The sequence below is a fragment of the Streptomyces sp. SID13726 genome (assembly GCF_010548375.1).
Taxonomy (GTDB): domain Bacteria; phylum Actinomycetota; class Actinomycetes; order Streptomycetales; family Streptomycetaceae; genus Streptomyces.
The window spans coordinates 232,600-254,805 of sequence record NZ_JAAGLY010000013.1; the positions used below are offsets into that span (position 1 = coordinate 232,600).

16 protein-coding genes are annotated in these 22,206 nt (G+C 71.4%); 13 read left to right on the forward strand and 3 right to left on the reverse strand.

Translation table 11 applies throughout. The annotated features are described in order from the left end of the window. The first annotated feature begins 593 nt into the window (after positions 1 to 593). From G3I78_RS30405 to G3I78_RS30415, 3 genes are all read left to right on the forward strand, one after another. Positions 594 to 857 carry a WhiB family transcriptional regulator gene (locus G3I78_RS30405; RefSeq protein ID WP_020137941.1) on the forward strand — a complete coding sequence of 88 codons (264 nt, stop codon included), beginning with the start codon at positions 594 to 596 and terminating at the stop codon, positions 855 to 857. Between the two features lie 183 nt (positions 858 to 1,040). After that, positions 1,041 to 4,712, forward strand: a complete 3,672-nt coding sequence (locus tag G3I78_RS30410; RefSeq protein ID WP_203615711.1) for a glycosyltransferase — start codon at positions 1,041 to 1,043, stop codon at positions 4,710 to 4,712. Continuing rightward, a complete protein-coding gene (locus tag G3I78_RS30415; RefSeq protein ID WP_164430303.1) occupies positions 4,709 to 6,187 on the forward strand; it encodes a DUF5719 family protein in 1,479 nt (492 codons plus the stop codon). Before G3I78_RS30410 ends, G3I78_RS30415 begins: the two co-directional genes overlap by 4 nt. Before the next feature lie 6 nt (positions 6,188 to 6,193). Here G3I78_RS30415 and G3I78_RS30420 read toward each other — a convergent pair whose 3' ends face one another. Beyond that, positions 6,194 to 6,643 carry a metallopeptidase family protein gene (locus G3I78_RS30420; RefSeq protein ID WP_164430305.1) on the reverse strand — a complete coding sequence of 150 codons (450 nt, stop codon included), beginning with the start codon at positions 6,641 to 6,643 and terminating at the stop codon, positions 6,194 to 6,196. A gap of 356 nt (positions 6,644 to 6,999) precedes the next feature. Here G3I78_RS30420 and G3I78_RS30425 point away from each other — a divergent pair, with 356 nt between their 5' ends. From G3I78_RS30425 to G3I78_RS30455, 7 genes are all read left to right on the forward strand, one after another. After that, positions 7,000 to 7,374: a DUF3499 domain-containing protein gene (locus tag G3I78_RS30425; protein ID WP_343243883.1), complete on the forward strand. Its 375-nt coding sequence runs from the start codon at positions 7,000 to 7,002 to the stop codon at positions 7,372 to 7,374. A gap of 136 nt (positions 7,375 to 7,510) precedes the next feature. Continuing rightward, positions 7,511 to 9,133 (forward strand): L-lactate permease, encoded by a 1,623-nt coding sequence (locus tag G3I78_RS30430; RefSeq protein WP_164430307.1) that lies wholly within the window; start codon positions 7,511 to 7,513, stop codon positions 9,131 to 9,133. Between the two features lie 111 nt (positions 9,134 to 9,244). Continuing rightward, on the forward strand, positions 9,245 to 10,612 hold the full coding sequence (locus G3I78_RS30435; RefSeq protein WP_203615712.1) for a phosphomannomutase/phosphoglucomutase: 1,368 nt from the start codon (positions 9,245 to 9,247) through the stop codon (positions 10,610 to 10,612). A gap of 175 nt (positions 10,613 to 10,787) precedes the next feature. Next, on the forward strand, positions 10,788 to 10,958 hold the full coding sequence (locus tag G3I78_RS30440; RefSeq protein ID WP_007382472.1) for a Trm112 family protein: 171 nt from the start codon (positions 10,788 to 10,790) through the stop codon (positions 10,956 to 10,958). A 136-nt stretch (positions 10,959 to 11,094) separates the two neighbouring features. Then, positions 11,095 to 12,222: an SIS domain-containing protein gene (locus tag G3I78_RS30445; protein ID WP_164430311.1), complete on the forward strand. Its 1,128-nt coding sequence runs from the start codon at positions 11,095 to 11,097 to the stop codon at positions 12,220 to 12,222. A gap of 45 nt (positions 12,223 to 12,267) precedes the next feature. Further along, positions 12,268 to 13,419, forward strand: a complete 1,152-nt coding sequence (manA, locus tag G3I78_RS30450; RefSeq protein ID WP_164430313.1) for a mannose-6-phosphate isomerase, class I — start codon at positions 12,268 to 12,270, stop codon at positions 13,417 to 13,419. 145 nt (positions 13,420 to 13,564) lie between these two features. Next, on the forward strand, positions 13,565 to 14,548 hold the full coding sequence (locus G3I78_RS30455) for a cation diffusion facilitator family transporter (protein WP_164430315.1): 984 nt from the start codon (positions 13,565 to 13,567) through the stop codon (positions 14,546 to 14,548). A gap of 133 nt (positions 14,549 to 14,681) precedes the next feature. Here G3I78_RS30455 and G3I78_RS30460 read toward each other — a convergent pair whose 3' ends face one another. Then, complete coding sequence (locus G3I78_RS30460) at positions 14,682 to 16,901, reverse strand: fructose-specific PTS transporter subunit EIIC (protein ID WP_164430317.1); 2,220 nt, start codon at positions 16,899 to 16,901, stop codon at positions 14,682 to 14,684. Positions 16,902 to 17,357: 456 nt separating this feature from the next. On the opposite strand from G3I78_RS30460, the gene ahcY reads away from it, so the two are divergent. After that, positions 17,358 to 18,815, forward strand: a complete 1,458-nt coding sequence (ahcY, locus tag G3I78_RS30465; RefSeq protein ID WP_164430319.1) for an adenosylhomocysteinase — start codon at positions 17,358 to 17,360, stop codon at positions 18,813 to 18,815. Between the two features lie 148 nt (positions 18,816 to 18,963). Further along, entirely contained in the window at positions 18,964 to 19,593 is a 630-nt protein-coding gene (locus G3I78_RS30470; protein WP_164430321.1) for a hypothetical protein, read from the forward strand. A gap of 39 nt (positions 19,594 to 19,632) precedes the next feature. Here G3I78_RS30470 and G3I78_RS30475 read toward each other — a convergent pair whose 3' ends face one another. Continuing rightward, positions 19,633 to 20,643: an RDD family protein gene (locus G3I78_RS30475; RefSeq protein ID WP_164430323.1), complete on the reverse strand. Its 1,011-nt coding sequence runs from the start codon at positions 20,641 to 20,643 to the stop codon at positions 19,633 to 19,635. Between the two features lie 130 nt (positions 20,644 to 20,773). Between G3I78_RS30475 and G3I78_RS30480 the strand changes: the two genes are divergently transcribed. Continuing rightward, entirely contained in the window at positions 20,774 to 21,781 is a 1,008-nt protein-coding gene (locus tag G3I78_RS30480; RefSeq protein ID WP_164430325.1) for a stage II sporulation protein M, read from the forward strand. Positions 21,782 to 22,206 lie beyond the last annotated feature (425 nt).

Genomic DNA, 22,206 nt, shown 5'->3' on the forward strand with positions numbered 1-22,206 from the left:
GCCCGGGTCACGGACGACTCGGCCGACAGCTGGAGCAGGATGGGCTCAACAGCTGGAACAACAACAGCTACAGCGAGCGCGGGCAGCACCGTGGGACCCGGCGGTGCGGGTCGAGGTGAGTGCCAAGTTCGCGAGCATGCCCACAAGGACATCGGTTCACACCTTCACTGTCAACTCGACACCCGGTATGTGGGACAGGTTTCACCTCATCCGGTTCATCTGTCTGGTGAAAGGTTTGTTCATGCGCCTACCGGGACACATGGCGCACAACCGGGCGCACGGGCCGCGACCTCCCCGCGACCTCCACACGCGCGTACGGAACGAGATCGAACTGATGGGCGTCCTTCCCCGTACAGGTCCGCACGGCTTGCCGCGGGGTCGGTGACCCTCCCGGACCTCGTCTGCTTGTCAAGGTTTATGCCGATTTGAACACTTTCCGCTAGGCCTTGGTTCCGCAGAGTGAATAAGGGGCCCAATAGCAGATCTCGGCTTGACTCGCCCGGAGCAGCACACTTGTAATTTCACTCGTGTCGTTCAGCCGACATCGGTAACGGCTACATCACGGGGACGCGAAAGACAGACGAGGGGCGCACATGACCGAGACGGTGCAGCAACTGCTGGTCGACGACGCGGACGAGGAACTCGGCTGGCAGGAGCGCGCGCTGTGCGCCCAGACCGACCCCGAGTCCTTCTTCCCGGAGAAGGGCGGCTCCACCCGCGAGGCCAAGAAGGTCTGCCTCTCCTGCGAGGTCCGCTCCGAGTGCCTCGAGTACGCCCTCGCCAACGACGAACGCTTCGGCATCTGGGGCGGACTGTCCGAACGCGAACGCCGCAGGCTGAAGAAGGCCGCCGTCTGACGCGAGGCTCTCTTCGCGGCACTTCTCGCACGCAACCGAACGGCCCGTCGCACGTGGGTTATCCACAGGCGGCGGGCCGCTGCCATGCCCAGCCGATAGTGTGGGCGCTCGTCCGAGACGCCTCGCCGCCCCCACCGGGCACAGGCGTCCACCGCAGTCCACCGAACCGGGGCCCGTACCTCGATGTCCGTGCACAGCCACACGGCAGCCCAAGAGCACGCTGCCACTCCTGAGTTCCCGCGTCATGTGGTGACCGCGGTGCTCGTCTCCCACGACGGCGCCCGCTGGCTGCCCGACGCGCTCGCCGGGCTGCTCGGCCAGGAGCGCCCCGTGCAGTTCGCCATGGCCGCCGACACCGGCAGCGCGGACGACTCCGCCCAGCTGGTCACCGACGCCCTCGGCGACGACCGGGTCCTGCACCTCGCCCGGCGCACCGGCTTCGGCCAGGCCGTCGAGGAGGCGAACCGCACCGCCCCGGTCCTCACCCCGGACGAGCTGCCGTACCTGAAGCGGCCCAGCGGCTGGGACCCGGTCACGCGCACGTGGCGCGACGACGCCTACGACATGCCGGAACTGCCGCACGGCGAACCGGTCCAGTGGCTGTGGCTGCTGCACGACGACTGCGCCCCCGACCCCGACGCCCTGGCCCAGCTGCTGCGCGTCGTGGAGAACGAACTGGAACTGGGCCGGGACGACGTAGCCGTCGTGGGCCCCAAGCTCCGCGGCTGGTACGACAAGCGGCAGCTGCTTGAGGTAGGCGTCTCCATCGCCCACTCCGGCCGCCGCTGGACCGGCCTCGACCGCCGTGAGCAGGACCAGGGCCAGCACGACCACGTCCGGTCCGTGCTGTCGGTCTCCACCGCCGGCATGCTGATCCGCCGCGACCTCTTCGAGCAGCTCGGCGGCTTCGACCGGCGCCTGCCCCTGATGCGCGACGACGTCGACCTGTGCTGGCGCGCCCAGGCCGCCGGCCACCGCGTCCTCATCGCCCCCGAGGCCGTCGTACGCCATGCCGAGGCGGCCTCCCGCGAGCGCCGGGCCGTCGACTGCGCGGGCCGCACCACCGCCTCCCCGCACAAGGTCGACAAGGCCGGCGCCGTCTACACCCTGCTCGTCAACACCCGTACCGCCCTGCTGCCCTGGGTGCTGGTGCGCCTGGTCGTCGGCACCGTGCTGCGGACCGTCGCCTACCTCGTCGGCAAGGTCCCCGGACAGGCCGTCGACGAGATCAGGGGCCTGCTCGGCACCCTGCTGCGGCCCGAGCGGATCATCGCCGGGCGGGCCAAGCGCGGCAAGCCGGTCGTCGACAAGGACGAGCTCAGGCAGCTGTTCCCGCCGCCCGGCGCGACCGTGCGGGCCACCGTCGAACAGGTCGCGGGCGACTTCTTCGGCGGCTCCGACACCGAGGCCGCCACGGCCGGCCGCCACGGCGGCGGCATCGAGTCGGGGCCCGGCGGCGACGACGCGGACTTCCTGGAGATCGAGCAGTTCGCCCGCCTCAAGCGCGTCGCCCGCAACCCCGGCCCGATGCTCTTCCTGGGCCTGCTGCTCGTCTCCCTGGTCGCCTGCCGCAACCTCCTGGGCGGCGGCGCGCTCGCGGGCGGCGCCCTGCTGCCCGCCCCGGGCGAGGCGAGCGAGCTGTGGTCGCGCTACCTGGACTCCTGGCATGCGGTGGGCGCGGGCGGCACCCCGTCCGCACCGCCCTACCTGGCGGTCATCGCGGCGTTCGCCTCCGTCCTGTTCGGCTCGACCGGGCTCGCGCTGACCGTCCTGCTGGTCTGCTCGGTGCCGCTGGCCGGATTCACCGCCTACTTCGCGTCCCGTCCGCTCGTCGAGTCCCGCCTCCTGCGCGCGTGGGCGGCCGTCGTCTACGCCTTCCTGCCCGCCGCCACCGGCGCCCTCGCCGGCGGCCGCGTGGGCACCGCCGTCCTCGCCGTCCTGCTGCCGCTCATCGCGCGCGCGGGCGTCTCGGCCGCGGGCCTGACGAACACCACGGGCGCGCGTGGCAGTTGGCGCGCCACCTGGGCGTACGCCCTGCTGCTGACCGTCACCACCGCGTTCACGCCGATCATCTGGCCGATCGCACTGCTCCTCGGCATCGGCGTGCTGGCCGTGCGCCGCACCGACCTCACCGGCTACGGCCCGCGCTTCCTCGCCCAGTTCGGCACCCCCCTGCTGGTCCTGGCGCCCTGGTCGCTGACGCTGCTCCCGTTCGGCTTCTTCCAGCAGGCGGGCCTCGCGTACGGCTCCTCGTCCGCCTCCGCCCTCGACCTCCTCGGCGCCAGCCCCGGCGGCCCCGGCACCGTCGACGGGCTGATGCTCATCGGCATCGTGCTGGCCGCGCTCGCCGCCCTGCTGCGCTCCGAGCGGCAGTTCGGCATCTGGGCGGCCTGGGCGGTGGCCCTGACCGGCCTCGTCTTCGCGGTCCTGTCCAACGGTTCGACCTGGGCGGGACCCGCCACCCTCGTCTACGGCCTCGCCCTGCTGGCCGCCGCCGTGCTCGGCGCCGACGGGGCACGCGCACGCGTGGCCGAGCAGAGCTTCGGCTGGCGCCAGCCCGTCGCCGCGCTGATCGCCTTCGCGTCCGCCGCGGGCCCGCTGCTCGTCGCCGCGGGCTGGATGATCGGCGGCGCCGACGGACCGCTGGAGCGCCGCGACCCCGTGCAGGTGCCCGCGTTCGTCGCCGAGGAGCTCGGCACCCGCGACCAGGCCCGCACCCTCGTCCTCGACAGCGACTCCACCGCTCACGTCGGCTACATGCTGGTCCGCGGCTCCGGCGCCCGCCTCGGCGACGCCGAACTCGCTGCGGCCGACGGGGAGAACACCAGGCTCGACAAGGTCGTCGCCAACCTCGTCGCCGGCTCCGGCGCCGACCAGGCCAGCGAGCTCGGCGGGTTCGCCGTGCGCTACGTCCTCGTCCACAAGGGCGCGCCCCGCGAGGTCACGCGCGTGCTGGACGCCACCCCCGGTCTGTCCCGGCTCAGCCAGCAGGACGGCAGCGGTCTGTGGCGGGTCGACCAGGAGGTCGCGCGCGCCGTCATCGTCGCCAAGTCCGGCTCGGGCGCGGCACAGCCGGTGGCCGCGGGCCCCGTCGACATCCACACCACGGTCCCGGCCGGCGCGTACGGCCGCGTCCTGCGCCTGGCCGACAGCGCCGACGAGGGCTGGACGGCCACCCTGGACGGCAAGCCCCTCACCCGGACCACCGTCGACGGCTGGGCCCAGGGCTTCGAACTCCCCGCCTCCGGCGGCACCCTGGACGTCACCTTCGACGACCCCTTCACCCACACCCTCTGGCTGTGGGTCCAGGGCTCCCTCGCCGTCGTCCTCGTGGTGCTGGCCCTGCCCGGCCGCCGCCGCGACGTCGACGACGACCTCCCCGAGGAGCAGGCGATCCCCGCCCAGGCCGTGGCGGGCGAGGGCCGCCGAGCCCGCCGCCTGCGCGCCCAGGCCGAGGCCGACTCCGAGGAGACGGGCGGGACCGAGGACTTCCCTCCTCCTCCGGAGGAGGCCCCCGCCCCCGCCGCCGTCCCGCAGCAGCAGCCCTACGGCGACTGGGACGCCCCGAGCTACGCGAACGCCGAGTACGGCGGCTACACCGGCGACCAGTACCAGGGCACCGCCGAGCAGTACCAGGCCTCCGGCTACGACCAGCAGCCGTACCAGGCGGACCCGTACCAGGGCGGCCAGTACGACCCGTACGCCTACGGCGGCCAGAACCAGCAGCAGTACGACCAGACGTACGGCGGCCCCTACGAGCAGCAGTACGACCAGGGCTACGACCCCGCGTACGACCCGGCCAGGCAGCACCCGGGCGCGGCCGGCAGTGAGCGTCCCGACGGGAGCCAGCAGTGAACCGCACCACCCTGTCCTTCATCGCCGGCGTCGTTGCGCTCGCCGCCGTCACCGGGTTCGCCACGCTCGACACCCCGGACACCAGGACCACCGCCGAGGCGGCCGCCGAACTGCCCGTGGAGCGCACCAGCCTGCTGTGCCCGGCGCCCAGCACCTCCGACATCGCGGAGACGTCGTACACCTCCTTCACGCCCGTCACCAAGGACGCGAGCGGCGAGGGCAAGGCCGAACTCCGGGCGGCCGGCGAGGAGTCGGACGGCAAGAGCACGGGCAAGAAGGCCGCCAAGCCGGTCCTCGAACCCGGGGAGCCCGGCAAGCCGGCCACCGGCGACACCTCCGGCGGCGACGCCTCGGCCCTGGTCGGCACCGCCGAGGGGAAGTTCGCGCCCGGCTGGACCGTCCAGGAGACCACGGAGGTCGCCGCGGGTTCCGGACGCGGCCTCCAGGGCGTCAACTGCTCCGCTCCCGACACCGAGTTCTGGTTCACGGGCGCGAGCACGGCCGCCGACCGCACCGACTACGTCCACCTGACCAACCCCGACGACTCCGCCGCCGTCGTCGACATCCAGCTCTACGGCAAGGACGGCGCCCTGGACTCCACGCTGGGGGAGGGCATCACCGTCGCGCCGCACTCCAGCGACCCGATCCTGCTGTCCACGCTCACCGAGGAGAAGCAGGAGAACCTCACCCTCCATGTGAACGTCCGCAGCGGGCGTGTGGGCGCGGCCGTGCAGGCCCTGGACGACAAGCTCGGCGGCGACTGGCTGCCCGCTGCCACCGACCCCTCCGACCGCCTGGTGCTGCCGGGCATCCCGAAGGACGCCACCGCGGTGCGCCTGATCGCCTTCGCGCCCGGCGACGACGACGCCGACCTGACGGTGAGGCTCGCCTCGCCGTCAGGCCAGATCACCCCGGCCGGCAACGAGACACTGCACGTGAAGGCGGGCATGACCGCCGCCGCCGACCTCGGCGACGTCACCCGGGGCGAGGCGGGCTCGCTGGTGCTGACCTCCTCCGGCGGCTCGGTGCCGGTGGTCGCCGCCCTGCGGGTCGTCCGCGGCAAGGGCGACGACCAGGAGACGGCGTTCATCCCGGCCACGCGGCCCATCGCCACGCGCGCGACGGTCGCCGACAACAGCGCCAAGGGCACCACGCTCGCCCTGACGGCGCCCACCGGAGCAGCCACCGTCAAGGTCACCGCGTCGGCGGGCAGCGAGGGCGGCGAGCCGGTCACGAAGACCTTCACCGTCAAGGCAGGCACCACCGAGAACGTCGAGGCCCCCACCCCGACCGGCCTCAAGGGCACGTACGCCCTGACGGTGGAGCGCGTCTCCGGAGGCCCGGTCTACGGCTCCCGGATGCTGGCGGCGACCGAGGAGGGAGTGCCGGGCTTCACGATCCAGAACCTCCCGGACGACCGGGGGACGGTGTCGGTGCCGGAGGCCGACGAGGACCTGTCCGTGCTCCAGAAGTAGCCGGGTTCAGTCCTCGCCGTAGCGGGGGTCCACGGTCTCCGGGGTGAGTCCGAGCAGTTCGGCGACCTGCTCCACGACCACCTCGTGCACCAGCGCCGCCCGCTCGTCGCGCCCCTTGGTGCGGATCTCCACGGGCCGCCGGTAGACGACCACGCGCGCGGGACGCCCCTCGCGCGCGGCGATCGTCCCGCCGAGCGGCACCGCCTCGTCGTTCCAGGCCTGCCCGGGACCGTCCAGCCGCGGCACCTCAAGGACCAGGAAGTCGATGTCGGCGAGCTGCGGCCACCGCCGCTCCAGGCGCTCCACGGAGTCCTGCACCAGATCCGCGAACGCCTCGGCCCTGCTGGCGGCGAGCGGCACCTGCGGCGGGGCGATCGGGCCGCGCATGCCGCGTCCGTGGCGGTCACGGCGGCGGGGCCCGGGGCCGGTGGCGCGGGGCGTTACGGGGTTGTCCATCACTGGTGAAGCGTAATCCTCGCCGCGGTCCGCCGCCCGGCCCCCACGCGGTACCCCGGGCGCCGCACGGAACGGCGTGCGATCGTCTCGTACGTCATGTCGCCGGATGACCATTCCAGCCAAGGTTGGGCTCGTTTCCGTATCTCTCCAAGACCGTCGAACTCAAGGCAATTGACCTGCTTTGCACCAAGTAGTGACCGGGTCCAGGTCTGTTCGGCCCCTCGAAAACGGGTGTCCGTGCAGGTCATCGCGGTGTGGGCGGAGTGGCGTGTGGGGCGTTTCACAGCACGACACGGTGGAGTGACCTGGGGGAGAGTCGTCGCGGCCCGCTCAAGAGTGCGGTACCGTCCAACGTCGTGAGCCCTGTACGTCGCTGTTCGCGCACCGCTTGCGGCCGTCCCGCCGTCGCGACGCTGACGTACGTCTACGCCGACTCGACCGCGGTCCTCGGCCCGCTCGCCACCTACGCCGAACCCCACTGCTACGACCTGTGCGCCGAGCACTCCGAGCGCCTCACCGCGCCGCGCGGCTGGGAGGTCGTCCGGCTCGTCGACGGCTCGGCTCCGGCCCGGCCCAGCGGCGACGATCTGGAAGCGCTTGCCAACGCCGTGCGCGAGGCGGCCCGTCCGCAGGAGCGCGCCGCCGAGGCCGGTGGCGGGGCCCGCCGGGCCGACCCGATGGAGGTCGCGCGCCGCGGCCATCTGCGGGTGCTGCGTTCTCCCGACAACTGACCTGTCTCCTGTGCGCGTTCGGTGCGCGTTTCGCTCAGTGACGCACGGCCATTGACGTCCGGTTGGCGCGGACACGACCATTCCGTAAGCCGAAGTGAGAAATCGCTTTCCGCATGACGGAATCGGGGAGGCGCCCGTGTACGTCCAGGAACTCGAACCCGTCGCCGACTCACTGGGCCTGTCCGCCCTGGTCGCGGCCCTGCCCCTGGTGATCGTCCTCGTCCTGCTCGGCGGAGTGCGCCTGAAGGCTCATCTCGCGGGCCTCACAGGGCTCCTGGCGGCCGCTCTGGTCGCCTGGCTCGCCTACGGCATGCCGCTGGGCCAGACCGTCTCCAGCGCCGCCCAGGGAGCCGTCTTCGGGCTCTTCCCCATCCTGTGGATCGTCGTCAACGCCCTGTGGGTGTACCGGATGACCGTCCGCACCCGGCACTTCGACATCCTGCGCCGCTCCTTCGGACGGCTCTCCGACGACCCCCGCATCCAGGCCCTCGTCGTCGCCTTCTGCTTCGGCGCGCTCCTGGAGGCCCTCGCCGGCTTCGGCGCCCCGGTCGCGATCTGTTCGGTCATGCTCGTCGCCCTCGGCTTCGACCCGGTGCGCGCGGCCGTCGTCGCCCTGGTCGCCAACACCGCCCCGGTCGCCTTCGGCGCCATGGGCACACCGGTCGTGACGCTCGCCCAGGTCACCGGCATCCCGCTGGAGGACGTCGCCACCGTGGTGGGCCGTCAAACGCCTCTGCTGGCCCTGGTGGTGCCCCTCGTGCTGGTCTTCCTGGTCGACGGGAAGCGCGGCCTGCGCGAGACCTGGGTTCCGGCACTGGTCTGCGGAGTCGCCTTCGCCGTCGCCCAGTTCGCGGCCTCCAACTACCTCTCCGCGCAACTCGCCGACATCGGCGCCGCCTTGGCCGGCGCGGGCGCCCTCGTCGCCGTACCGCACGCGCGCGTACCGGCCGACGAGTCCGTACGCGCGTCCGTACTGACCGGCACCCGCAGCGAGGACCTCGACCTCGACGAGAGCGACCCGCGCGGTGAAGTCCTGCGCGCCTACTCGCCGTACGCCCTGATCGTCGTGATCTTCTCCCTCGCGCAGATCCCGGCGATCAAGGACTGGCTGGCCGAGGCGACCCAGACGTACGACTGGCCCTTCCTGAACGTCGTGAACCCGGACGGCGAACCGGTCGGCGGCAACGTCTTCAGCTGGCCCGTCGTCTCCACCGGCGGCACCCTCGTGCTGTTCGCCGGCGTCCTCACCGCGGTCGTGCTCGGCGTGCACGCGCGCGTGGCCCTTCGCGAATGGGCGGCGACCGTCCACGAGTTGAGGTTCGCGATCCTGACCGTGACGTCCGTACTGGCCCTCGCCTACGTCATGAACCTCTCCGGACAGGCCGCCACCATCGGCCACTTCGTCGCCGCGGCCGGCGCCGGACTCGCCTTCCTGTCGCCGGTCCTGGGCTGGTTCGGGGTGGCCGTCTCCGGGTCGGACACCTCCGCCAACGCGCTGTTCGGCGCCTTGCAGGTGACCGCGGCCCGGGAGTCCGGGCTCTCCCCGGAACTGCTGGCCGCCGCCAACAGCTCGGGCGGGGTCCTCGGCAAGATGATCTCCCCGCAGAACCTCACCATCGCCTGCGCGGCCGTCGGGCTCGCGGGCCGCGAGGGCGACCTGCTGCGCAAGGTGCTGCCCTGGAGCCTCGGACTGCTGCTGGTGATGTGCCTGATCGTGGTCGGGCAGAGCTCACCGGTCCTGGACTGGATGCTGCCCTGACCCACCGGCGTCCTGACCTGAGGTTACGGCTGGGAGTCCACTCAGCTCCCGCACAGCCCGCTGTCAGTGGCTGCGGGTAGTTTGTGGTGACCGACAGAACTTCCAGAAGGGTTGGCCGTGGCTGATCTGTCACAGCTCGTGAAGGCGTACGACGTGCGCGGAGTCGTACCGGACCAGTGGGACGAGACACTGGCCGAGCTCTTCGGTGCCGCCTTCGTCCAGGTGACCGGCGCCACCGCGATCGTCACCGGCCACGACATGCGGCCCTCGTCCCCCGGTCTGTCGCGGGCCTTCGCGCGCGGAGCCGCCGCCCGCGGTGTGGACGTCACCGAGATCGGCCTGTGCTCGACCGACCAGCTGTACTACGCCTCGGGCGCGCTGGACCTGCCGGGCGCCATGTTCACGGCCTCCCACAACCCCGCGCAGTACAACGGCATCAAGATGTGCCGCGCGGGCGCGGCCCCGGTCGGCCAGGACACCGGCCTCGCCGAGATCCGCGCACTGGTCGAGCGGTGGAGCGAGACGGGCGCCCCGGAGACGACGGGCGACGCGGGCACGGTCACCCGGCGGGACACGCTGGAGGACTACGCGGCCCACCTGCTCTCCCTGGTCGACCTGTCCTCGGTGCGCCCCCTGAAGGTCGTCGTCGACGCGGGCAACGGCATGGGCGGCCACACCGTCCCCACCGTCTTCGCGAGCCTGCCCCTGGACGTCGTACCGATGTACTTCGAGCTGGACGGCACCTTCCCGAACCACGAGGCCAACCCCCTCGACCCGGCGAACATCGTCGACCTCCAGCAGCGGGTCCGCGCGGAGGGCGCCGACCTCGGCATCGCCTTCGACGGCGACGCCGACCGCTGCTTCGTCGTCGACGAACACGGCGACCCGGTCTCCCCGTCCGCCGTCACCGCCCTCGTGGCCTCCCGCGAGCTCGCCCGGCACGGCGGCAAGGGCACCGTCATCCACAACCTGATCACCTCCTGGTCCGTCCCCGAGGTCGTCAGGGAGCACGGCGGCACACCGGTACGCACCCGCGTGGGCCACTCCTTCATCAAGGCCGAGATGGCGAGGTCCGGCGCGATCTTCGGCGGCGAGCACTCCGCGCACTACTACTTCAAGGACTTCTGGAACGCGGACACCGGCATGCTGGCCGCCCTCCACGTCCTGGCGGCCCTGGGCGGCCAGGACGGCCCGCTCTCGTCCCTGGTCGCCCAGTACGACCGCTACGCCGGCTCCGGCGAGATCAACTCCACGGTCGCCGACCAGACCGACCGCCTGGCCGCGATCAGGACGGCCTACGAGCACCAGGAGGACGTCACCCTCGACGACCTCGACGGCCTCACCGTCACCACCCCCGACTGGTGGTTCAACGTCCGCCCCTCCAACACCGAACCCCTCCTGCGCCTGAACGCGGAGGCGAGGGACGAGGCGACCATGGCGAAGGTGCGCGACGAGGTACTGGCGATCATCAGGGCGTGAGGAAACCCGGCCCCTCCGGCGTTCGAGGAGCGGGCGCCGGGCCGGCGGGGGCGGGAAGCACCCGCCGAACCCCGGCCCCGGACCTCGTCCCGACCCCGGCGCCGCCCTCTCCCCGGCGGTACCCTGACCAGGCACATCCGCACACGCAGCCGTACCGCTCCCGAAGGGAACCCCCATGCCGCTCGAAGCCGGCCTCCTGGAGATCCTCGCCTGCCCGGCCTGCCACGCCCCCCTCAAGGAGCAGGACACCGAGCTGATCTGCACCGGCCAGGACTGCGGCCTGGCCTACCCCGTCCGCGACGGCATCCCCGTCCTCCTCGTCGACGAGGCCCGCCGCCCCGCGTAGACACGGGTCCGCCGCGGACGGGACGGCGCCAGGGCCGCCGTAGGAGACACCGCGCCCCCGCCGCCGTAGCGCAAAGCGACAACGACACAGCGACCACCGGCGTCCCGGAGACCCGGCGATCGGAGGCTGCCGCCCCATGCTCGACGAATCGCTGCTAGACACCCCCGAAGCCCTCTCGGAGGCCGACCGCCGAGGACTGCTCCGCGGCGCGGCCGAGGCAGGCGCCCGCGTCCGCACAGCGGCCCGGCACGCCACCGAGGCCGGGGTCAACGACCTCAAGCCCGACGGCCGACCCCGCGCCGTCCTCATCGCGGGCCCCGGCGCCGCCGCCACCTGCGTGGCCGACCTCCTCGGCACCCTCGCGGGCGCCGGCAGCCCCGTCACCCGCCTCAGCCCCACCGGCGTCGCCCCCGCCGCGGGCGCCCTGCGCTGGGAACTCCCGGGCTGGGCCGGATCGGTCGACCTGCTCCTGATCGCCACCCCCGACGGCACCGAGCCCGGCCTGTCGCTCCTCGCCGACCAGGCCTACCGCCGCGGCTGCACGGTCGTCGCCGTGGCCCCCGCCGGCACCCCGCTCACCGAGGCCGTCGAGGGCGCCCACGGCCTGTTCGTACCGATGGCGACGGCCCCCTACGAGCAGGACACGCCCCTCACCGCGTCCGCCCCGGGCGTCCTGTGGGCCCTGCTCACCCCGCTCCTCGCGATCCTCGACCGCACCGGACTGCTCGCCGCCCCGCCGGAGGCGCTGGAGAAGGTCGCCGACCGGCTCGACCACATCGCCGAGCGCTGCGGCCCCGCCATCGCGACCTACAGCAACCCCGCCAAGACCCTCGCCGCCGAACTCGCCGACTCGCTCCCGGTGATCTGGACCGAGGGCACCTCCGCGGGCCCCGCGGGCCGCCGTTTCGCCGCCGCCCTCGCCGAGCTCTCCGGCCGCCCCGCCGTCGTCGCCGAACTGCCCGAGGCCCTCGCCGCGCACAACGCCCTGCTCGCCGGACCGCTCGCCGCCAGCGCCGACCCCGACGACTTCTTCCGCGACCGTGTCGAGGAGCCTCCCGCGCTGCACGCGCGCGTGGTGCTCCTTCGCGACCGCCCCCTCGGCGGCCTCACCGCCGCCCCCGCCGCCCGTGACCTGGCCCTCGGCCACGACACCCCCATCAGCGAGCTGGAACCCGAAGCCGGCGGCGAGATCGAGACCCTCGCGGAACTGATCGCCGTCACGGATTTCGCCGCCGTTTACCTGGCGCTCGCCTCCGGGGCCTGACGTTGCCCAGGACGCCCTGAACGCCGTACGTACAGAAAGAGCCCGATGGACCGCCTCGACAACACCGTCCGCCCCTACGCCTGGGGTTCCACCACCGCCATCCCGCAGCTGCTCGGCGTCCGGCCGACCGGTGAGCCGCAGGCGGAGATGTGGATGGGCGCCCACCCCGGTGCCCCCTCCCGCACCGGCCGGGGCACCCTCGTCGAGGTCATCGACGCGGACCCCGCGCGCGAGCTGGGCGAAAAGGCCGTCGCCAAGTTCGGCCCCCGGCTGCCCTTCCTGCTCAAGATCCTCGCCGCGGGCGCCCCGCTCTCCCTCCAGGTGCACCCCAACCTCGCCCAGGCGAAGGAGGGTTACGACGACGAGGAGCGCCGGGGCATCCCCGTGGACGCGGGCCACCGCAACTACAAGGACGCCAACCACAAGCCCGAACTGATCTGCGCGCTCACCGAGTTCGACGGCCTGTGTGGCTTCCGCGAGCCCGCGCGCGCGGCCGAACTGCTCGACGCGCTCGGCGTGGACTCCCTCAAGCCGTACGTCGACCTCCTGCACGCCCGCCCCGAGGAGGCGGCCCTGCGCGAGGTCCTGACGGCGATCCTCACCGCCGACCGCGCGGAGATGGCCCACACGGTCACCGAGGCCGCGGCCGCCTGCGCCCGCCTCGGCGGCGAGCACGCCCCCTACGCCGACATCGCCCACCACTACCCGGGCGACCCGGGCGTCATCGCCGCGATGCTGCTCAACCACGTCCGACTCCAGCCCGGCGAGGCCCTGTTCCTCGGCGCCGGCATCCCGCACGCCTACCTGAACGGCCTGGGCGTCGAGATCATGGCCAACTCCGACAACGTCCTGCGCTGCGGCCTGACCCCCAAGCACGTCGACGTCCCCGAACTCCTGCGCATCGTCAACTTCGAGGCCGCCGACCCGGGAGTACTGCGCCCCGAGGCGTCCCCCGACGGCGAGGAGGTCTACGAGACCCCCATCGACGAGTTCCGGCTGTCCCGGTACGTCCTCGCCGAGGGCGCCGCCACCCACGACCTCACCCGTCCGTCCCCGCAGATCCTGCTCTGCACGGCAGGTTCCGTACGGACCGGGGAACACGAACTGAGCCCCGGTCAGTCGGTGTTCGTGCCGGCCGGCGAGAAGGCCGAGGTGTCCGGGGCGGGCACGGTCTTCCGGGCCACGGTCATCGTGTGACCGTGTCTTTGTGATCGTATGACCGGACCTGTGGACGGCTGGGACGCCCGAGCCGGGTGAGGCTGCAAGAATGGCCCACCGGCAAAGGACGGGCAAAGGCCTGGACGGCGTAGAGGCACTTGAGGCGAAGGGACAACGCGAGCAGATGAGCGCGTCAGGCGGAACCAAGGCGATCGTGGCGGCACTCGGCGCCAACCTCGCGATCGCGGCGTCGAAGTTCGTGGCGTTCGCGTTCAGCGGCTCGTCCTCGATGCTCGCCGAGGGAGTGCACTCGCTCGCCGACTCCGGCAACCAGGCCCTGCTGCTGCTCGGCGGCAAGAAGGCCCAGCGCGAGGCCACCCCGCAACACCCGTTCGGATACGGCCGCGAGCGCTACATCTACGCCTTCCTGGTCTCCATCGTGCTCTTCTCGGTCGGCGGCATGTTCGCCATCTACGAGGGCTACGAGAAGATCAAGCACCCGCACGAGATCGAGCACTGGTACTGGCCGGTGGGCGTCCTCGTCTTCGCGATCATCGCCGAGGGCTTCTCCTTCCGGACCGCCATCAAGGAGTCCAACCCGCTGCGCGGCGACCTCTCCTGGAAGGAGTTCGTCCGCCGCGCCAAGGCCCCCGAACTCCCCGTCGTCCTCCTGGAGGACTTCGGCGCCCTCGTCGGTCTGATCCTCGCCCTCGGCGGCGTCGGCCTGGCCCTGCTCACCGGCGACGGCGTCTGGGACGGCATCGGCACCCTCTGCATCGGCATCCTGCTCATCCTGATCGCCCTCGTCCTGGCCGCCGAGACCAAGTCCCTGCTGCTCGGCGAGGCCGCCGGCACCGACGAGGTCAGGAAGATCGAGACGGCGATCGTCGACGGCCACACCGTCACCGGCATCATCCACATGCGCACGCTCCACCTCGGCCCCGAGGAACTCCTCGTCGCCGCCAAGATCGCCGTCCAGCACGACGACTCGGCCGCCGAGGTCGCCTCCGCCATCAACGCCGCCGAGTCCCGCATCCGCGACGCCGTCCCGATCGCCCGCGTCATCTACCTCGAACCGGACATCTACAGCGAGAGCGAGGCCGCCAAGGGCGCCGACCGGGAAGCCACACCCGGGGGTCCGGCACAGCAGCCGACCGCGGGGCACTGACGGGGCGCTGAGGCAGGGCCTGCTGTACGACCTTTCGCTGACAGGCCTTCCGCTGTACGGCGACGGGGCCCGCCGATCTCTCGGCGGGCCCCGTCGGTTCTCGGTGCTCCGACGGCTACCGGTGCTCCGACGGCTACCGGATCTCGCCCAGCACCTCCAGCACCGCCCCCTCGTCCGCCGCGGCGACGAGCCGCTCCCGGAATCCCGGGTCCATCAACTTCCGCGACAACAGCGCCAGGATCCGCAGGTGTTCGTCGCCCGCGGCCGTCTCCGACACGGCGATCATGAAGACCAGCCTGGCCTTCGTACCGTCCAGCGAACCCCACTCGACGCCCTCGGCGGACCGCGCGAACCCGACGACAGGCGCGCTCACCGCATCCGTCTTGGCATGCGGAATCGCGATCTCCTCCCCGAGCCCGGTCGTACCCTGCTCCTCCCGGCGCAGAGCGGTCGCGACCAGTTCGTCCACGTCGGTCACGCTGCCGGTACGGGCCAGCAGCTCCGCCATCTCCTTGATGGCGGCCTCCTTGTCGTGGGAGGCGAGGGCGACCTTCACGGTCCGGGCGGTGAGGTAGCCGGAGAGGACTTCGTGGCGGGGCTCGGTGGCAGGGGCGACGGCTTCGGCATCGATATCGGTGCCGGCGCTCGTGCCGGCGCTCGTGCCGACGTCCGTACCGGCCTCCGCTTCGGTGCCCGCGACCTCCGCGGCCCCGGTCGGTGATGCCTCCGCAGCGGCCGTACCCGACGAGGTCACGACCCGCTGTGCGACCACGGCACCGATCGCCCCGGACCCCGCGGCCCCGGCGCCCACTCCGACCAGCTCGGGCTCCAGCGGCCCGGCCGCACCCGACACCGTCACACCCGGTCCGGGCTCCGGCGCCTCACCCTTGCGCCGCCGCTCGCCGATGTCGATCAGCGTGACCGTCGTCAGCGCGGTGGCCACCGTGCCGATGATCACGGCGATGAAGAACATCGGCACCCCACTCACCGCACCCAGCACCGCCACGATCGGCCCGCCGTGCGGCACCGCGTCCTCGACCCCAGCGACACCGGCGATCGCCCCGGCCACCGCACCACCGAGCATGTTGGCCGGGATGACCTGCGCGGGCCGCGCCGCCGCGAACGGGATCGCGCCCTCGGAGATGCCGAAGCACCCCATGAACAGCGCGGCCAGACCCGTCTCGCGCTCCTGCTCGGTGTAGAGCCGCTTCCGTATCAGCGTGGCCAGGCCCTGCCCCAACGGCATGACCGGGATCGCGGCGGCGCACATGCCCATGACCGTCTGGTTGCCGGTCGCGATGAGCCCCGCGCCGAACAGGAACGCCGTCTTGTTGACCGGCCCGCCCATGTCGAACGCGATCATCAGCCCCAGGATCGCGCCCAGCAGGATCGCGCTGGTGCCGGTCATCCCGCTCAGCCAGCTGGTGAGGTGCTCGAACACCCAGGAGATCGGCTTCCCGATGACGTAGATGAAGAACAGGCCCAGGGCCGTGGTCGCCACGATCGGGATCACGATGATCGGCATGATCGGCCGCACGAACTTCGGGACCTTGACCTTCTTGATCCACAGCACCAGATACCCGGCCAGGAACCCGGTGACGATGGCTCCGATGAACCCGGCGCCCGCCTTCGAGTCGTACAGCGAACCCGTGTTCGCGATCCAGCCGCCGATCATGCCGGGGACGAGCGCGGGGCGGTCCCCGATCGCGTAGGCGATGTAGCCGGACAGGATCGGCACCATCAGCGTGAAGCCGATGACACCGATGTTGTTGATGTCCATCCAGAAGGAGTCCTTCGGGATGACCAGACCGCCGGACGGGTCGGTGTGCCCGCCGAGCGAGAGCGAGATCGCGATCAGCAGCCCGCCGACCACCACGAACGGGATCATGTAACTGACCCCGTTCATCAGCGCCTTGTACCCGACGCTCCGCTCCTTGCCGCCGCCGGTCGCCGTCGACGCGGCCGTGGTGGCCGTGGCGGCGCCCGCCGTGTGGACCGGCGCCGACCGCACCCGCTCGATCAACTGCTCGGGATGACGGATCCCCTCCGCCACCCCCACGCTCAGCACTCGCTTGCCCACGAACCGGCTCAGGTCCACGTCCTTGTCCGCGGCGACGATGACGCCGTCTGCGGTGCTGACATCGTTGTCAGTCAGGACGTTTTCAGCCCCGATCGATCCCTGCGTCTCCACCTTCATCTCGATGCCACGGCTCTCGGCGGCCTGCGCGAGCTTCTCCGCGGCCATGTACGTGTGGGCGATGCCGGTCGGGCACGCGGTCACCGCGAGCAGCTTCACCGTCTGCCGCTCGTCGCTGCCGCCGCCCGTGGGGGGAGGCCCGGCTGGACTGGTCACGTCGATCTCCTAACGCCTTTGTCACGCGGAGACGCCGTCCCGGACGCCCCGCAAGATCGATCAGATGTTCCGATCGCTGTGCATCCTCCACCACCTGCCCAGACCGCCCAAGGACAAAAGCCCCCCGATGACCTGGTCCGTTGCCACCGGAACCACGCGGGCTCGGGAACCCCGCCGAACCCCGGCGATGTTCTCGACATCACGCTGTGATCGGCTTGATGTATTCGGAGACGGACTGGGGCGGCCCGGCCGACCGGTGTAGCTTGGGACGGAGCCAGACGTCGCTGCTGATGGCGGTCGGGCGGTCCCGACGCGGACCGACCGAGGGAGAGAGGGCCTCCGACGGACTGCGCTGCGCGCACCGGGCATGCCTGTGTCCTCTTCGGGCACCCCTGTGTCCGCCGCCGCGCAGACCAGCCGTACCCACCTCGCCCCAACCCCGAGGAGCAGCTCGCAATGACGACTGTCGACAACCGACAGGACTTCAAGGTCGCCGACCTCTCCCTGGCCGACTTCGGCCGCAAGGAGATCACCCTCGCCGAGCACGAGATGCCCGGCCTGATGGCGATCCGCAAGGAGTTCGCCGCCACCCAGCCGCTGGCCGGCGCCCGGATCATGGGCTCGCTGCACATGACCGTGCAGACCGCCGTCCTGATCGAGACCCTGGTCGCCCTGGGCGCCCAGGTCCGCTGGGTCTCCTGCAACATCTTCTCCACCCAGGACCACGCGGCCGCCGCCGTAGCCGTCGGCCCGAACGGCACCGTGGACAACCCCCAGGGCGTCCCGGTCTTCGCCTGGAAGGGCGAGACCCTGGAGGAGTACTGGTGGTGCACGGAGCAGGCCCTGACCTGGCCGAACACCCCCACCGGCGGCCCGAACATGATCCTGGACGACGGCGGTGACGCCACCCTCCTCGTCCACAAGGGCGTCGAGTACGAGAAGGCCGGCAAGGTCCCCTCCGTCGACACCGCCGAGAACGACGAGCACCGCGTCATCCTCGAACTCCTCAACCGCACCATCACCGACGGCTCCCAGAAGTGGACCCAGCTCGCCTCGGAGATCCGCGGCGTGACCGAGGAGACCACGACCGGTGTGCACCGTCTCTACGAGATGCACCGCGACGGCACCCTCCTGTTCCCGGCGATCAACGTGAACGACGCCGTCACCAAGTCGAAGTTCGACAACAAGTACGGCTGCCGCCACTCCCTGATCGACGGCATCAACCGCGCCACCGACGTCCTCATCGGCGGCAAGACCGCGGTCGTCTGCGGCTACGGCGACGTGGGCAAGGGCTGCGCGGAGTCCCTGCGCGGCCAGGGCGCCCGTGTCATCGTCACCGAGATCGACCCGATCTGCGCCCTCCAGGCGGCGATGGACGGCTACCAGGTCACGACCCTCGACGAGGTCATCGACAAGGCCGACATCTTCGTCACCACGACGGGCAACAAGGACATCATCATGGCCTCGGACATGGCCAAGATGAAGCACCAGGCGATCGTCGGCAACATCGGCCACTTCGACAACGAGATCGACATGGCCGGCCTCGCCAAGATCCCCGGCATCGTCAAGGACGAGGTCAAGCCGCAGGTCCACACCTGGAAGTTCCCCGACGGCAAGGTGCTCATCGTCCTCTCCGAGGGCCGCCTGCTGAACCTGGGCAACGCCACCGGCCACCCGTCCTTCGTGATGTCCAACTCGTTCGCGGACCAGACCCTGGCCCAGATCGAGCTGTTCACCAAGCAGTCCGAGTACCCGACCGACGTTTACGTGCTGCCCAAGCACCTCGACGAGAAGGTCGCCCGCCTCCACCTGGACGCCCTGGGCGTGAAGCTGACCCAGCTGCGCCCGGAGCAGGCGTCGTACATCGGCGTCGAGGTCGACGGCCCGTACAAGCCGGACCACTACCGCTACTGAGCCCCACGGCACAGCAGCAGCCTCCGAGGCAGGCCCCCGCACCCCCGTGTCGGGGGCCTGCCCCTTTGGTCCCGCGGCCCTTGCCGGGCCCGCGCTCCTCCGCCGTGTGACCGTCAGGCCGGACAGCCCGTCAGAACCCAGGACCCCCATGCCCCGCGGCCGCTATTCGCTCCACGATCCGCACGATCACACCCCTCTCGCCGAAGAACACTTCCAGTGCGCCCCCGGCCCGTCCGGCTGGCGCTACGTCTCTCAACTGACTACCCCCGCGGGCAGTCACAGCGGCTCGGTCGATCTCACCCTTGACGAACTCGGCCGCCCCATCCGCCTCGAACTCCACGCCGCGAGCTGGCAGGTGCGCGGTGCCGCGCTCGACGGTGTCACCTGGGTCCGCACAGACCCCACCGGGACCCACGCCACGGAAGGCAACGTCGCCGCCCACGCCTTCACCGGCACATCCCCCGCGTTCCTCGTCGCCACCACCCGTCTCCTGCGCCTCACCCCCTCCGCCTCAGCAACTCGCGTACGCCTCCTGGCCTTCACGGACCCGGTCCTCGCCCCGCGCACCGTGGACCAGTCCTGGACCTTGCTGAAAAGAGAATCACACGCCACTGACAACGGCCCTCTGACAGTGGAGGATTACCAGGTCACAGCCCTGGACACGGGCGAGCAGCACACCGTGCACATCGCCGGGGACGTGGTCCTCGCGGCCCCCGGGATCGAGCTGGAGGACCTGGAGACACCGCCGTCGGCGTTCCCCGAACCACCGCTCGGCTGAACCGACTTCACCGGGTGCCGGCACCGGCCCCCGACAGGATCACGCAGGCGGCGCGAATCCGGACGCGGGCCTGCCTCCCGGCGGCGTGGTGGGCGAGGCACCCTCGGCGTCTCCCTTCGCGGGAACAGCGGGTCCCTTAGTGGGAACACCCGGGCCCTCCACCACGGGGGCCGCTCCGGCGCCGTACGAGACAGGCGGCTGGGGCTGAGGAGAATACGGAGCCGGATACGGATAGCCGCCCGGCACTCCGACCGGCGCCGCGCCGGGCCCCGCCACCGGAGAAGGCCCCGCCTGCGCCGTACCACCGCCGAAAGCCCGCCGCGCCTCACGCGCCTGCCGCTCCTGCACCACCGCGGCCAGATACGCGCCCGGCGGCACGTCCCGCGGCGCCGGAGCCCCCGTCCGCGCCGCGAGATCGGACGCCAGCCGCTCCGCCATGGCCCCGCCGACCTGCGGATCCAGCTGGTGCATCCGCGTCAGGTACTGCCGGACGGCGAGCCACAGACCGTCGGGAACCGCGGACAGATCGAGCTCGGAGAACCGCCCGGCCAGCCACGGCGGAGGCGGCGGCACGAAGCCGCTGCGCGCGACGGGAATCCGCTCCCGGACGACCAGCGTCCCCGCGAACACGTCACCGACCCGACGCCCGCGCGCCGAGACGAGCGAGGCGATACAGGCCACGACCCCGAACGTCATAAGGATCTCGACCACACCGATCGCACCCCGCACCAGCGCGTGCCGGAACCGGATCGGCCCACCGTCGTCACGCACCACACGAAGCCCCACGGCGAGCTTCCCCAACGAGCGTCCATGACTGAGCGTCTCGACCGCGATCGGCCCACCCACCAGCACGAGCAGGAACGCGGCGATCGACAGGGCGACCTGCGCCGCATCGTCCAGAGAAGCGGCAGCGGCCACCACGGCGATGGTCACGGCGATGTACACGACCATGGCCACGATCAGATCGATCAGCACGGCCAACGCCCTGCTGGGCAGCCTCGCGGGGCGCAACTCCAGCGCCACCGCCTCGCCCGTCACCAGCTCACTCACGCCCGCCGCCCTTCCCCTGACCTGCCTTGAGAACTGCCAGTCTGCCAAGCTGAGGGCGCATCGCGCCGCAGTACGACAAGCTGAAACTCACGACGGCCCGCCGACGATCAGCCGAGGAGCAGGCAAACCGATGGACCTCGACGTCTTCGTCACCGCCCACCGAGCCGAGTGGGACCGCCTGGACGCCCTGCTCCGGCGCCAGCGCCGCCTCAACGGCGCCGAGGCGGACGAACTCGTCGCCCTCTACCAGCGCACCGCCACCCATCTCTCCCTGATCCAGTCCAGCGCCCCCGACCCACAACTCACCGGCCGACTCAGCCAACTCGTGGCACGCGCGCGTAGTGCCGTCACAGGAACCCGCCGAGCCTCCTGGCGCGACGTCACCCGCTTCCTCGCGTACGGCTTCCCCGCCGCGGTCTACCGGTCGCGCCACTGGTGGGTACCCACCGCGCTGCTCTCCACCGTCGTCGCGGCCCTCCTGGGCTGGTGGATCGGCACCCACCCCGAGGTGCAGTCCTCCATAGCGGCCCCCAGCGAGCTGCGCGAGCTCACCCGCCCCGGCGGTCAGTACGAGACGTACTACTCCAGCCATCCCGCTGCCTCCTTCGCCGCACAGGTGTGGACGAACAACGCCCAGGCCGCCGCCATGTGCCTGGTCCTGGGGGTCTTCCTGGGGCTCCCGGTCCTCTGGATCCTGTTCCAGAACATGCTCAACCTCGGAGTCGGCTTCGGCCTGATGTCCTCGGCCGGCCGACTCGACACCTTCCTCGGCCTGATCCTCCCGCACGGCCTCCTCGAACTCACCGCAGTCTTCGTCGCCGCCGGCACCGGCCTGCGCCTCGGCTGGACCCTGATCGACCCGGGCCCCCGCTCCCGACGCATCGCGCTCGCCGAAGAGGGCCGGGCCGCCGTGGGCATGGCGATCGGCCTTGCCCTGGTCCTCTTCGTCTCCGGCGCCATCGAAGGCTTCGTCACCCCTTCCGGCCTGCCCACCTGGGCCCGCATAGCCATCGGGGTCCTCGCCGAGCTGGCCTTCCTCGCCTACGTCTTCGTCCTGGGCGGACGAGCCGCGCGCTCCGGCGACACGGGGGACGTCGAGGCCGCGGAACGCAGTGCCACCGTCCCGACCGCCGCCTGATGTGCGAGTGACCGCGCTGAACTGCTACTGTCTCCTTCGCCCCACAAGAGCCGTTGACACGGCACCTGCGGGGAGGTAGATTCGAACAGTTGCCTAGAGCCGGGTTCATCCCGCTCGGCAGCAGTAAGTGTCTGTCTGCTTCTGGAAATCTTGATTTCAGAGAAGCCCCTTCCCGATGAATCGGAAACAGATGGCCGGTCAGTCCGGCCCGAAACTTCTGATAATGTTGGGACCGCCGGAAAGGGAAACGCGAGAGCGGGAACCTGGAAAGCACCGAGGAAATCGGAACCGGAAACGGTCTGATAGAGTCGGAAACGCAAGACCGAAGGGAAAAGCCCGGAGGAAAGCCCGAGAGGGTGAGTACAAAGGAAGCGTCCGTTCCTTGAGAACTCAACAGCGTGCCAAAAATCAACGCCAGATATGTT

Bases quoted from the DNA above. Each gene is read 5' to 3' on its own strand.
- G3I78_RS30445 (WP_164430311.1), top strand. From the start codon at position 11,095: ATGCTCGACGAATCGCTGCTAGACACCCCCGAAGCCCTCTCGGAGGCC.
- G3I78_RS30455 (WP_164430315.1), top strand. From the start codon at position 13,565: ATGAGCGCGTCAGGCGGAACCAAGGCGATCGTGGCGGCACTCGGCGCC.
- manA (WP_164430313.1), top strand. From the start codon at position 12,268: ATGGACCGCCTCGACAACACCGTCCGCCCCTACGCCTGGGGTTCCACC.
- G3I78_RS30420 (WP_164430305.1), bottom strand. From the start codon at position 6,643: ATGGACAACCCCGTAACGCCCCGCGCCACCGGCCCCGGGCCCCGCCGC.
- G3I78_RS30480 (WP_164430325.1), top strand. From the start codon at position 20,774: ATGGACCTCGACGTCTTCGTCACCGCCCACCGAGCCGAGTGGGACCGC.
- G3I78_RS30405 (WP_020137941.1), top strand. From the start codon at position 594: ATGACCGAGACGGTGCAGCAACTGCTGGTCGACGACGCGGACGAGGAA.
- ahcY (WP_164430319.1), top strand. From the start codon at position 17,358: ATGACGACTGTCGACAACCGACAGGACTTCAAGGTCGCCGACCTCTCC.
- G3I78_RS30470 (WP_164430321.1), top strand. From the start codon at position 18,964: ATGCCCCGCGGCCGCTATTCGCTCCACGATCCGCACGATCACACCCCT.
- G3I78_RS30440 (WP_007382472.1), top strand. From the start codon at position 10,788: ATGCCGCTCGAAGCCGGCCTCCTGGAGATCCTCGCCTGCCCGGCCTGC.
- G3I78_RS30410 (WP_203615711.1), top strand. From the start codon at position 1,041: ATGTCCGTGCACAGCCACACGGCAGCCCAAGAGCACGCTGCCACTCCT.